Annotated in this window: 6 protein-coding genes and 1 pseudogene; 2 read left to right on the forward strand and 5 right to left on the reverse strand. The window is 57.2% G+C overall.

Annotated elements, in window-relative coordinates:
• Positions 1-26 precede the first annotated feature (26 nt).
• Positions 27-761, reverse strand: a complete 735-nt coding sequence (locus tag ED655_RS12865; protein WP_162993517.1) for an EAL domain-containing protein — start codon at positions 759-761, stop codon at positions 27-29.
• A gap of 737 nt (positions 762-1,498) precedes the next feature.
• Here ED655_RS12865 and ED655_RS12870 point away from each other — a divergent pair.
• Positions 1,499-2,761 carry an MFS transporter gene (locus ED655_RS12870; RefSeq protein WP_051395935.1) on the forward strand — a complete coding sequence of 421 codons (1,263 nt, stop codon included), beginning with the start codon at positions 1,499-1,501 and terminating at the stop codon, positions 2,759-2,761.
• A gap of 95 nt (positions 2,762-2,856) precedes the next feature.
• Here the strand turns inward: ED655_RS12870 and ED655_RS16140 are convergent, their stop codons facing one another.
• Positions 2,857-6,975: an SDR family NAD(P)-dependent oxidoreductase gene (locus ED655_RS16140; protein ID WP_408735680.1), complete on the reverse strand. Its 4,119-nt coding sequence runs from the start codon at positions 6,973-6,975 to the stop codon at positions 2,857-2,859.
• A gap of 75 nt (positions 6,976-7,050) precedes the next feature.
• On the opposite strand from ED655_RS16140, the gene ED655_RS16145 reads away from it, so the two are divergent.
• The gene (locus ED655_RS16145) at positions 7,051-7,266 is read left to right on the forward strand and encodes a B-box zinc finger protein (protein WP_408735681.1); all 216 of its coding nucleotides are present in this window, start codon (positions 7,051-7,053) and stop codon (positions 7,264-7,266) included.
• A 393-nt stretch (positions 7,267-7,659) separates the two neighbouring features.
• Here the strand turns inward: ED655_RS16145 and ED655_RS16150 are convergent.
• The 3 genes and pseudogenes from ED655_RS16150 to ED655_RS12885 form a co-directional block, all read right to left on the reverse strand.
• Positions 7,660-9,201, reverse strand: a pseudogene (locus tag ED655_RS16150) (beta-ketoacyl synthase N-terminal-like domain-containing protein); the annotation flags it as partial.
• A 101-nt stretch (positions 9,202-9,302) separates the two neighbouring features.
• Positions 9,303-10,760: an AMP-binding protein gene (locus ED655_RS12880; protein WP_122050496.1), complete on the reverse strand. Its 1,458-nt coding sequence runs from the start codon at positions 10,758-10,760 to the stop codon at positions 9,303-9,305.
• Between the two features lie 88 nt (positions 10,761-10,848).
• Positions 10,849-13,164 (reverse strand): Hint domain-containing protein, encoded by a 2,316-nt coding sequence (locus ED655_RS12885; RefSeq protein WP_122050497.1) that lies wholly within the window; start codon positions 13,162-13,164, stop codon positions 10,849-10,851.
• Positions 13,165-13,309: the final 145 nt, after the last annotated feature.

Below are 13,309 nucleotides of genomic sequence, written 5' to 3' on the forward strand. Positions count from 1 at the left end.
AGAGAGAGGCTACGTCCAGCCCTGCTTTATGCGCAAGGCGGCGTTGCTTCCATCGCAATGTCCTCTAATTCAGGGCAAAAGCCGCTCATTTCATCGAACGCAGCCCCAAGGGCGAAGCCATACTGGGCCGAAGAGGCGATTCTGGCGAAATGCGTCCTGATCCCAATGGCTTGCAGGGCCCCGCATGTGGCAGAGAAGAATTTCGCTGCAACCGGGTCGAGCCGCTCCTGTTTCTGCGGGGCCATACGCCAAAGTCCTGATGGTGCAGAGACAAGGCCGGCTTCCAGACTTACCCCGGCAATCAACCCTGAGCCCGCACGCTCTCGCAACAGGCTGAGACTGGATACTCCCTGCCCAAAACGCCCAACCCACAATTCCACCCCCCACTCGACCAGAGCGGAGAGACATCTCGCCTCTTCGCGCCCGACGAGAGAAAACCTGCGTTCATCCAGAACAAGGCGCAGGGCCTGTGGAGAGAAGCGTGTCTCCGCAAACACTTCTTTGAGGGCCAGCACGAAGCTCTTGTCAGGCAAGGTATGATCAGACAGAGCCAGACTGACCCTGTAATGCCCACCGACCGGGGACATACGATGACAGATTTCACGCAATGTCGCGATGTCAGACCTTGTCACATCGTCCCTGTCACGCGCCTTCTGCCTGGTTCGCGGCTGAACCAATGGTACGACATCCCATCCGATAAGCCTGACATGATCACCTGTGCGACCATAACGGCCAATCCAGCGCAGGACAGGCGCGCCCATCCCGGTTCCGGAACAGTGAGCCGTGTGAGAAACATGAGAGCATGAGCGCGATCGCCTCCGAACGGCGCCTTCCATTGGCGTGCCAATCCGGCCTGCACTCGCACCAGCGCAGTTCACCGGGTCAGAACATGTTGTCTGAAGGTTCGGTCGGGTGAGATCGGGAAGGATGATACTGGACAACGTGACGCGAGAGACCCGTACGCCCATCCGGTCTGCCTGTGCCTCCCCCCTTTCAGGCGACAGGATCGGTGCAGGGCTTTTCTCCTCAATAGATAATCCCGGACCCGCGTTGTCTGTCCGGCCTCGCCCCCGGAGCACAACATCTGAGAGCACCGCGCCGTTGCGCCCGGCCATTATGGTATCCTTGATCGGGCCCCTATCTCGTGGCAACTCGGCAAGGCTCCTCACGGCAAGGGTGGCAGACGGCAATTGTAGAGCGGGAACTATAATATGCCCTTAACGCGCTGAATCCCCTCACTGCGCCTTGCCTCCCCTCACCAGGCCAGGCGATTTTCCTTCTGCGACAAACGGGACTCGATTTCGTGCTCTTGCCGGGGCAGAATGAGGAGTGAAGGAGTCCTCTATCCGAACCTCATGACCTGATCAGTCAGCCCCCCATCTGGCGTAATGCTCTCTCAATCCGATGGAACCGTTTCGCCCTCAGCCGATTTTACTCCCTCTCCCAGACCGTTCATTTCATCCGTTTTTTCTGCGCCCCCTATCTCAAGGACGAGACCATGTCGGCCTCCGCCCGCCAATCCTACCTGTCCCAGATCCTCACCTATCCTCCATTGGTCGCGCTCAAACCCTTCTGGCGCGTCACCTTCGCCGCGTTCCTCGGCTGGTTTCTCGACGCCTTCGACCAGACAGCGCTGCTGCTCACCCTGCCCGATATCTCTCACGATTTCGGGGTCACCATCAGCGCCATGGGCACGGTACTTCTGGCGCAAAGCATCGGGCGTGCCGTTGGCAATACCGGGTGGGGATGGCTGGCAGACCGCTATGGCCGCCGACTGGCGTTTCTGCTGGGTGTGTTGTGGTTTGGCGTCTTTTCAGCAGCCACAGGCTTTTCTCACAGCCTGATCAGCCTGATTGTCATCCAGTTCCTTTTCGGCATCGGTTTTGGCGGTGAGTGGACGGCTTCCGCAGCCCTTCTGATGGAAAGCGTACCCGGCAAAAGCCGCGCCATGGCCTCGGCCATCATGATGTCGGGTTATGAGCTGGGGTTTCTGGCTGCGACCGCAGCCCAGGCCGTTATCCTCCCGCACTACTCATGGCGCCTGCTGTTCTTCATAGGGCTGGCCCCCGCCGTGCTCGCGCTTTTCATACGCTGGGGCGTTCAGGAAAGCCCGGTATGGACACTCAAGCAGGAACGCCAGAAGGGGCTCAACGGCGCGGCACCCCAGCCAAAAGCCAAATTCATCCTGACGCTGGCGGCCGTGCAGGCCATTGCGCTGATGTCGTTTCTGGAGTTCCAGAAGGCTGCCATCTACAGCCTTTATCCAACGATCCTGCGCAATGTTCATCACCTGACGCCGGCCCTCGTGTTCTGGCCAATCGGCTGTTTCTGTATCGGTTCGCTGGTGGGCAAGCTATCCTGCGGGGCGCTGGCCAGCCGCTTTGGCGATCTGCGCGTGATCATCGGCACACTGCTTGTGGTGATCCTCACGATCTATCCGTTCCTGAGTGCGGAGACCTACCCCGTTCTGCTGGTATCGGCCGTGATCATGGGGCTTGCTGCCTCGGGCGTCTTTGCCCTCGTGCCGCATTATCTCGCCAAGCGCTTCCCTTCGGACACGCGCAGCTTCGGCATGGGGCTGAGCTATGCCATTGGCTCGCTTGGTCAGGGGCTTGCGGGCAAGCTTGTCCCGGTTTTCGGGCGTAATCTTGGTCTCCCGCTCTCGGCACAGCTTTTTGTCATTGGATCCAGCGTGATCGTGGGCGCCATTGCGTGGGCAGAGCCGGACGAGCTTCCGGGCGAGACAATGGAAAACGAATAGCGTAGCCCCCTGCCCTCATGCTGTCAGACATGAAAAAGGCTGGTGGGCTTTCGTCCACCAGCCTTTTTATCGAACCTTCCCGATGCCGTCCCGCCTCAGGCAGATGCCATGTTAAGACTGATCTGGCGCAGCACGTTACGCGCAATTTCGCGTATCGGCTCGTTTCGCGACAGGACAAGCAGGGAGATCTCGACATTGAATTCTGTCTTGATCGCCGTCTGGATTTCCACACCCGCCAGTGAATCGACACCCAGCTCGTTTGGCCGTGCACCCGGATCAATGCTGTCGGGCTCGAGCTTGAGCACGTTGCCCAGGATCGACTTCACGTTATCCAGCACGAACTCGTAACGCTCCTCGGGTGACAGAGCCTGGAGATGCGCCAGCTTCTGCGCCGAGGTATTCTTGATGCTCTTCTCGCGCCTGATAAGCGCGAATTTGGGATTGCGCTCGATTGCCCCGTGCTGAGTGAAGCAGGTCTCCCAGTCGATCGCCATAGCTGCCACCGTATCGCGGTCCCGGTTGATCAGACCAGGCAGGAGGGAAACTGCTTCATCGCCTTCAAGCAGCCGGAATCCGGCATTCTCGAAGAACTGTACGACGCTACCTTCCTGAGCCAGCATACCCACCTCGGCGATCGGACCCCATTGCACGGAAACCGCCGGGAAGCCTGCCTTGCGGCGGGCGCTGGCGAGCGCGTCGAGATAGGCGTTGGCCGCCAGATAGCTGCTTTGCCCGATATTGCCTGTAACGGTCACGATCGAGGAGTAGAGCACGAAATAATCCAGCGGACAGTCGCGTGTCAGCATATCCAGATGATGCCCGCCCAGGACCTTTGGCTTGAGCACATTGCGCAGGCTTTCTTCAGAGTATTTCGAAATCAGGCGGTCATCGAGGATGCCCGCTGCATGGAACACACCTTTGAGCGGAATATTCGTCTCCAGAATGGCCGATTTGATACGGGCTACATCCTCGAAGACGCTGACATCGCCATAATGCAACGTGACCCGGGCACCCGCCTTTTTCAGGGCCTTGATCTTGGCAAGCGTCTCCTTGTCACGGCGTATGCTGCGTCCCATGAGATGCAGATGACGTGCGCCACTGGCTGCCAGCCACGTCGCCGTGGCCAAGCCAAGGCCGCCCTGACCACCTGTCACCAGATAGGCTGCCGCTGGGTCGATCGGTCTTACAGGCTGACGCTGGGCGCGCACATTTGCCAGATCTTCATAGGATACGAGAATCTTGCCGATATGCTTGGCAGACGACATGAATTTGAAGGCGTCGCGTACTTCACAGGCGGGATAGACCTTGTGCGGCAGAACCACCGTATCAAACTTGCGGGAAAGATAGGGAATACGGTCGAAAATCGAGACAGCCTTGCGATGATCACGCGCCATCATCAGATCGAGATCGAAGGCGTGGAAGGACACGTTGCCATTGAAGCTGAACTGCGACAGATCGCGCTTTTCCCAGATGTCCTTCTTGCCGATTTCGACAAAGCGACCGGTATTGCACAGCAGCGCAAGACTGTGCGCCTGGATCTCTCCGGGTGAGCTGTTCAGGACAACATCAACACCCTTCCCCCCGGTTGCCGCAAGAATACCATCATAAAACGCCAGGCTGCGTGAATCCCAGACGGCCTCACAGCCACGATCAAGGAGGATCTGGCGTTTTTCGTCATTACTGGCTGTTGCGAAAATACGCGCGCCGATGATCTTGGCAATTTCGATGGCAGCCAGTCCGACACCCCCTGCGGCGGAGTGCACGAGAAGGATCTCCCCCTTCTTCAGACGCGCCAGGTCGTACAGGCTGTAAAGTGCTGTTGCGATGGCAATTGGCAGTCCGGTCGCTTCATGGACCGTGACAGGCCGCCCCTGTGTCTCGAAGAGTTCGAGTGGCGTCGCGCGAAAGCCTTTGACCGGTATTGTCATATGGGAGGCAAAGCATCCGGGATGACATGTCAGGTATCTCTTCCCGACCTGGAAATTCTTGACCCCCTTGCCTACAGCCTCCACCTCGAAACAGCATTCCATACCCATCTCAGTGGTATGGTAGGTATCAAGCAGGAACTTGTCAGGCAGGACGGAAATGCCCTTGAGCATGTCCTTGAAGTTCAGCGATGTGGCCAGCACACGAACAGTGATCTCACCCCGCCCCGGTGGACGCACATCGAAAGCCTGATAGTACAGACCGTCAAGCGTACCGGAGCGGCTTTTCTGCAGTTTGATACCCGGCGAGCCAGGAAGCTGCGACAGGGGACGGTCCGGTTGCCCCTCGACCGGCATGAAACGCGGGGTGAAACGACGCCCCTCACGAAGGGCAATCTCGACTTCGTTATCTTCATGCAGAATCTCGGCCGCGAGTGCCGTGAGCGCATCCTGCCCATTCAGGGTATCAACGTCGACAATCTTTCCCTGGAAATCAGGACGCTCATCAATCAGCCCCTTGAAGAACCCGACCAGGGCAGCCCCTTCAGGATGTACCTTTGCCTGATTGGCAAGAATATCCTCGGGATCAAAGAAAGTCGCGTTTTCTGAGACATAGATCAGCCTGGATCTCTTCTCCTGTCCCTCGATGAGAACGCGGGAGCCAAACTTCACCAGGTCGTTGATCTGCCCGACCAGCTTTTCAAAATCCACCTCTGGTGTCGGGCCCGCCATATAGATGATCGCATCCAGCGCAAGCCCAGGCTCCAGCCCGATTGTCTCAGCGGTGATCTCCCCGCTACGCGGTGTGGTAAGGACCGTAACGCCGTTTTCCTCGAACAGGGCGCAAAGTTTTTTCTGCGTGGCGCTTCTGTGTCCGGCAACAAGCACGGTCTTGGGTTCGGCGAAAAGGATCGAGGCTTCTGACTCTATCCATCTTGTATAGTATTCCTGCGTCTCGACGCGGGTAGTGACCTCCTTGTGGATGCGTGGCACTTCCGCAAGGCGCATGCCCTTTACCTCTGCCACCGGAATGCCCGTCATGGAATAGAGACGTAGGGAAGCCTCGATCTGACTCTGGCTGATCGCCGTGATCTCGACCCGCGCCAGAACCTCGGTGCTGCCCATGCCAAAGCAGCTCAGCCGCTCAAAGCCGACGGGTACGTACATATGATCCGAGAAGCTCTCAGGCACGAGACCGATCAATGCGTGCATCGCACCATCGAGTAGGGCCGGATGCAGATAATAGGCCTCGGCCGAACCCAGCTCTGCCTCGGTCAGTCCGATACGAGCATACGCCACATGATCCTGCACAGCGAGGCGCTGCAGGGTCTGGAAACGCGGGCCGTAATGGAAGCCATGGCCGCGGATCTTCTCGTATAGTCCTGCTCCGTCCACACCCTGTTCAAGCGCCTGCTCGACCATCGCACGATCGATCACCGGCATAGGCCATGGCGCAGCGGAGAGAATATCGACCTTGCCATGGTCGATCCACATTTCCGAATATTCTTCCTTGGCGCTGTGGAAATGAAGCGCACGCCGACTTTCGTCATAATCGAGATAGAGGATTGGATTATCGCCGGGCTGCACGACCAGCGGCGAGTGAACCTCGAAATTTTCGAGCACGACGCCCGTCTGACCCTCGACATCATGTCCTACCGCCAAAGCCGCCTCGATAAAGCCAGCCGCAGGTAGGAGCACGACGTTGTCGATGCAGTGATCCTTGAGCCAGGGCACGCCCATCTCAGTGAGATCCACCACCCAGGATTTCCCGGGGGACATGGCGCCGAAGCCGATCAGCGGATGACCTGTCCCGCCATGGCGGAAGCGCCTTTCGCGTTCATTCTCAATGCGGAATATTTCACGCGACCAGCGATAGGTCGGGAGATCGATCAGAGTACCACCTGTGATGGCCTCCCAGTCGAGCCGTGCTGTATGCAGGATGATGTTGGCAACCGCATTTTCGAGACATTTTGCCTCGCTTTCCTGACGGTTGAGAGTGCTGATGACGCTCAGCTTGGCCTGCTGCTTGTCCGCTACCGATTTCAGTGCGCGTCCGATCACCGGATGCGGTCCGATCTCCACAAACTGCGTAAAGCCATCCTCCAGACAGGCTTCGATAGCGGCAGCAAAAAGTACTGGCTGTCGGGCATTGCTGAACCAGTAACCGCAATCTGCCCGATGGTCCTCCTCGGCACGTTTGCCATAGACCGTGGAATAAAAAGGCGTGGTGGCGGCATTGGGTGTGAGGGATGCAAGAGCCTTCTTAAGATCACCTTCAATGCGATCCATCACCTCACTATGGAACGGAACCTCGACATTCAGGATACGGTTGAACAGGCCTTTCTGTGTCAGATGCGCAGCCAGATGACGTATCGCCTCTTCCGGCCCTGCCAGGGTGCAGGTAGTCGGCGCGTTCACGGCGGCCACGCAGAGTTCCGGTGCCTCAGCTGCAATCAGTTCGTTTGCGGCTTCTGCCGACAGACCCACAGCAAGCATACGGCCAGTACCGTCGAGTGTGCCCTGAAGATGGCTGCGATGATAGATGACCGTGACAGCGTCTTCGAGGCTCAGACCGCCTGAAACGTAAGCAGCTGCAACTTCACCCATGCTGTGACCGACCACAGCTTCAGGCAGGATCCCCTGCAGGGCGAGATATTCGGTGACAAGCACCTGTATCAGGAAAATGGCAGGCTGGAGAATGGCCGTGCTGTCAATGCGGCTATCGGCCTCTTCTCGCAATATCTCTTCGCAGATCGAATAGCCCGACAAGGTCTTGAACAGCGCGTCGCATTCATTCGCCTTGTCCAGCACGGCCTGCGGTGCCTCGCGCAGCAGATAGCGACCCATTCCCCACCATTGCGGGCCTACACCGGAATAGACAAACACCATGCCACGGCCGGACTCTGCCTCGACCGTTGCCTGGAACATACCTTCCTCGCGCTGGTCCCTCAGATAGGCATCAAGCCTGTCTGCCAGTTCCTGCTCGTCATGCGCCATGACAAGCAGGCGATGGCGGAACAATGTGCGTGATGTGGCAAGGCTATAGGCGAGATCGGCAAGCGCAGGCCGTGCCCCTCCTTCGAGACGCTCGCGATAGGCAGCCGCCATGAGCGGCAGCGATGTCTTGGAAAATGCGGTGAGCAGGAACGGAATCTTGCCGTTGATGCGTCGCCCCATTTTGTACCTGCTGCTTACAGGCGCTCTGTCATCAGGGCGACGCAGGACAGCGATAGCGTTCGTGCCACCATATCCGAAAGAGTTGACGCCAGCAAAACGAGCGACTTTTTCACCCCCAAGCGAACGGGGTGCGCCTCGCGGAATATCGAGATTCCATTCATCCAGATGGATCGAGGGATTGATCGTCTGCAGACTGGGCTGAGGCGGCACCTCTTGGTGACGGAGGCAGAGCGCCGCCTTGAGTGTGCCAAGCGCACCGGCGGCAGCCTCGGTATGGCCGAGATTGGCCTTGATCGCCCCTATGACAAGTTTCTCGTCCTTGAAGCGTGCAATGGATTGCGACAGTGCGTAGGTCTCGATCGGATCACCCGCAGGTGTGCCGGTACCATGCGTCTCGACATAAGCCACATCGCGCGGGTCGACATCGGCGCGCTCAAGAACCTCGGTCATGAGGCGCGACTGTGCGCCAGCATCAGGGGATGTGAGAAATTGCGTACGCCCGTCCGAATTGACGCCGGTTGCGCTTACAATGGCATGGATCGTATCACCGTCCCGCTCTGCGTCTTCCAGACGCTTGAGCACGAACACCACGCTGCCTTCACCGCGACCGTAGCCATCTGCAGCCGCATCAAAGCTCTTGGAACGTCCATCACGCGCGATGAAATGCCCTTTGGACATGAAGATCGAGGTTTGCGGGCAATCCATAAGGCTGACACCGCCGGTGACCGCCACATCAATATCACCCTCATTCAGGCTACGGCAGGCCTGATGGAGAGCCACGAGCGATGATGAGCATGCGGTGTCAATCGACATGCATGGTCCCTGGAAATCGAACACATGCGCCAAACGGGCGGAAAGCATGGTGGAAGGCGTTGCCGTCGCCGCAAAATGGTCACGCACTGTCGGCAAATTATAGGGGCTGGACGTATGGGCATGAGCATCAATGGCGAAAATGCCGATGAACACGCCCGTCTTGTGACCTGACAATTGCGAGGGGAGGACACGCGCAGCCTCCATTGCTTCCCATGTTACTTCGAGGAGCAGTTTTTGCTGCGGATCGAGAATCTGCGCCTCTCGCGGTGAAATACCAAAAAACAGCGGCTCGAATTCGTGTATGTTACGCTTAAGAAAACTACCCCGCCGCATATAGGTTTTCGACGGGGACTCGATTTCCTCCGCGTAGAAACGTTTTACGCTCCAACGCTCTTCCGGAATATCGGTAACTGCCTCTCCTTGAGCGCAAAGAAATGACCAGAGCTCGTCAACATTGGTTATATTAGGCGCCAACCGGCATCCAATTCCTATGATGGCGATATCAGATTTTTTATTGCGCGACATATCGTAACTCGAACCTTACTTGTTTTTTTTCGCCGACAGGATTTTGCATCCTGTTCTTCCTGTTAAGAGCCGACCTGCATTAACGACGTCTTTTTATGCCCTCAGACACCTTCGGAACGATGAAAGGCATCCGAGAGCCGCTCGCGATCAACGCGCCCATCGAGCGACCATGGAATATGATCGACAGACATGACACGAACAGGCGGCAAGGTGGGATAAAAAGCCCTGAGCGCCTGTGCGAGACGCTCGGCATCGAATTCTGATGACGAGGCAATCGCAAGATTGATCCTCGTGCGTCCTGCCTCGTCAAGAGAGAGAAAGCTGCCCAGCGCCCGTATATCGAGAATGTTCCGTGAAATGTCATCGACCACCCCAAGGTCAAATTTTTCACCACCGATTGATACCAGATCATCTACGCGTCCGGTGATACAAACCATGCCATCTTCACCGACACGCCCACGATCTCCCGGATAAAACCATCCGGCAAAAAACCGGCGTGACTGACCTGCATTCTCGCTTACATACGCATCCAGAAGTCCTGAGCTTCTGATGCGAACAATACCCTCCTCACCCGGCGGAACAGGCGCATTATCAGCATCGACAATCTGGAGTGTGACCCATGGCAGCACCGCCCCGACCATATCCTCACTGGTCAGATCCTGCGCATGGCCGATGGCGAGCGCACCGCACTCGTCAGTACCATAAGCACTGATGACATGAGGTGTGAGCTGCTCAAGCGCCCTGTCACGCAGCACACGATTGAGGCGCCCTCCCGTTACGATAAGTCTGAGTGTGTCGAGCGCCTTCATTCCCGGGGGGAGTACTTCGAGGATATGAGCCAGATGACTGGGCGTCACAACAGCAACGGTGGGAATTTTGCGGGCAATGAGTATGCCAATATCAGTGTGGCTTACAAAATTGAGCGGCGCCCCGCTGCATAACCCGCTACACCCGACAATGAACCCGGTCAGGGAGATGACACCGATTGTGGAGAGGATGTGCGGCTGCATGGACGCCACAGCGCTCAGCGTCTGATCCTGCATGACCATATGCATGATCGCCATTTCTGCCTGACGGAAAGACATGGAGAGTACCTGTCTCTCTGCATCGGTTCCTGCGGCAATGGCATAACGGCAGATGGCGTCATAGTTGATAGCATGATTGCACGGCTCTGCTTCAGTCTGACGGACACGACTGAGCCAAGACTCGTTGATTTCGAGGACCTGGACGTCCTGAAGAGACAATCCTCCCATCGAGATCATGATGTCCGGTTCGAGTAGCTGTACATCGCGCAGAAACGAAGGATCCGAACTTTCAGGAAAAGACGCGCTGGCAAGACCGAGTGATGCAAGTGCGAGAATGAAAACCCAATGCCAGTAGAGATTCCCGCAATGGATACCGACAAGCCTTGGATCAGCGTCTCTCAACTTGTCGAGCGCCCGGGTAACGGAACGCACATCCCGCTCCAGCTGACCAAAGGTCCAGTCTTGCGCAAGGCTGTCGAAGGCCAGGGATTGCGGGTTCTGCCGGGCATAACGCAGGGCCATAACGTGAAACATGAACGACAATCCCTAAACGCAAACGGGGCGGCCATTATGGCCGCCCTGGATCCCCCTCTGGAGAGGAGTTCCGATTAATGAGTGAAACTCAGCCCACCTGAGCTTCGCGATGCCCGGCAGAGGCGTGAGCAAGATATGGCCCACCTGCCAAAACTTCAATTGCAACAATACATACGGCGTCAGACTGACGGTCACTGAGATCGATCATCGCAGAACCCGTGGTCCAGCGTTGACGACCATCCTCGATATTTGCCCAGCCATCGAGATGTTCGTCAGTCAGGTGATCCGCAAGGTGACGGGTTCTGTCCGATTCCCAGATCTGGATATCCCCGACAAGGACGCCGAGAAGGCGACGATCATCATGGAATGCTCCGATGACATCCACAGGCCTGGAAACACGCGATACCAGCCGGACCCGCTTGGCATCCGGGGGCAACATGAAGACACTCGAACGGTTCACGACGCGCATTTTGCGCATGATCCGCCCTTTTTCATCAACAAGATGAAGATCGGGATCCTCCGTCACTTCAGGTTCCTGCGTGACGGAACCCAGATTCAACGACGCCGCACGACGGACGAGAGACGCATGTAGCGGCTCGACAAAACCACGGTCCACACGAAGCGGTGCCGCACCATCACCTTCCCAGGTTGACTCCGGAGCATTCAGAATATGAACAACGGAACCAGGCTGCGCAAAGCGCTTGCGATCACCTGTATCCAGATAACTCTCGCTCAGCGCGTTATCAGCCCAGATGATGGAATGCGCATCCGTCTCGACATGATAATAGTCGAAATGCGTGATTGAATGATCATAGTAGATGCTCCGATCATTCACGAGCATACGCGCGGGAACGAAAGCACCGTCAAGATACATGGCGTGTTCGGGCGTGACCAGCAGGTCCTTGCTCGGCACGTTTTCTCCAAGCGCATTACGCAGGATACGTACCGGATACCCGGCTTCATCATCCTCCAGCCACGTCCGCACAATTGTGGAACGATGGCCCAACCAGACGATCTCGCGGAACTCTGTCTTGCCATCCACCAGAGCAGCCACGCGGTCACCTACAGCAAGGTCTTCCACAGCTATCTCACCCCGGTCAGTCCGGATCAGAGTCCCCCGCAGGAAGCATTTGTCATAGACAATGACAGTACTTCCATCCACAGGATCCCTTTCGAGATGGTAATCTGTTGCAGCATTGCCCTTTGTACCACGAACATCCGCGCTCCAGACAATATTTCCTGACGCGTCGACAATACTGATTGTATTGCTTCCGTATATGATGCGCTGCCCTTCTGTCCAGTTCAGCGTATCAACGTCAATACGTCCCTTCCAGCCAATCGTAATTCCACGGAGAACAGCTCCGGACTCAACGATCAGCAAGCCGCCCGGCCCCTCGCCCTCTGCGCTGATACCGGAGATGACAGCGTTGGTCAGCGTTGCACCGGAATCTACCCTCAACGTGCCGCCTGCCCCGATGAGAGCTGTCGTAGCGTAGGACTGCGCCTTGAGCGTTGCAGCTGCCGCAGCCTGGATTGTCAGCGCTTTCACCATGGCAGATGCCTCAGCGATGAGGCTGCCGCCGGCACCAAGCGTCGTGGCAATGCTGCTCGCACCCCCACCAACATGGATGAGGCCACCCGCCGAGGCGATACATCCGCTTGCCCAGGCACCCGCACCAAGAAGCTGCGTGCCTGCGCTGAACAATGTGTTCACTGCTGAACCGCCACCCGACACATATTGCACGCCGCCCACAAGGCTACCGATATCGGTACCCCCACTGACAAGCACTTCCGTCGACCCGATATCGAATTTGCAGGACGAGATGATGCCCGGACCAACGAAAGACTGTCCCTTGAGGGTGAAGCCACCACCCGCAAGTCCAACACCTCCCGCCTGAACATGGGTATCAATCACCAGGCCCGGCGCGCCACCATATTGGGGCATCTTGCTGGCGAGCACACCACCCAGATTGCCGATCGTGGCACCACTGACCACACCATCATTGATGGCCGCGAAGCCGCCACTGTCATATGCCGTGCCACCCGCAACCTTACCTTGGCCGCCAGCCAGAACCACGCCGCCCGACAGGGCGGTCGCGCCATAGGCAACCGCGGCCGCAGAAGCGATGAGCATGGAGGGATTATTGGTTCCCCCCGGACCCAGGCCTTCCACATAGACATTCGACGTCGAACAAGCGGCACCCGTAGTGATAAGCGTTGCACCGCTCAGCACCTGATATGATGCCGGCCCTGTCCTGACGACTGTACCACCGCCACTCAAGCTATTTGAGGTAATACCCACCTGCCATCCTCCCGCCAGGAACATCTCCAGTTCGCGCCAGGCTCCGATATCTGCCGCCAGACGGGTTACGCCCTTCGCAAAAACACATGAAAACCTGGACACATCCGGAGATCGTTCATAATTACTTAACGAACTCCTGGGTTACATAGAAGAACTTTACAAGCAATGCCGTTATATATCGGAAATGTTTATGCACAATACCACATAATGATTTGTAAAACACAAAACTATATAAGAATTGTTTGAC

The organism is Asaia bogorensis (assembly GCF_900465345.1).
In the GTDB taxonomy this organism is placed as follows: Bacteria; Pseudomonadota; Alphaproteobacteria; order Acetobacterales; family Acetobacteraceae; genus Asaia; species Asaia bogorensis_A.

Bases quoted from the DNA above. Each gene is read 5' to 3' on its own strand.
- ED655_RS16140 (WP_408735680.1), bottom strand. From the start codon at position 6,975: ATGGATCGCATTGAAGGTGATCTTAAGAAGGCTCTTGCATCCCTCACA.
- ED655_RS16145 (WP_408735681.1), top strand. From the start codon at position 7,051: ATGACGTATCGCCTCTTCCGGCCCTGCCAGGGTGCAGGTAGTCGGCGC.
- ED655_RS12870 (WP_051395935.1), top strand. From the start codon at position 1,499: ATGTCGGCCTCCGCCCGCCAATCCTACCTGTCCCAGATCCTCACCTAT.
- ED655_RS12865 (WP_162993517.1), bottom strand. From the start codon at position 761: ATGGGCGCGCCTGTCCTGCGCTGGATTGGCCGTTATGGTCGCACAGGT.
- ED655_RS12880 (WP_122050496.1), bottom strand. From the start codon at position 10,760: ATGTTTCACGTTATGGCCCTGCGTTATGCCCGGCAGAACCCGCAATCC.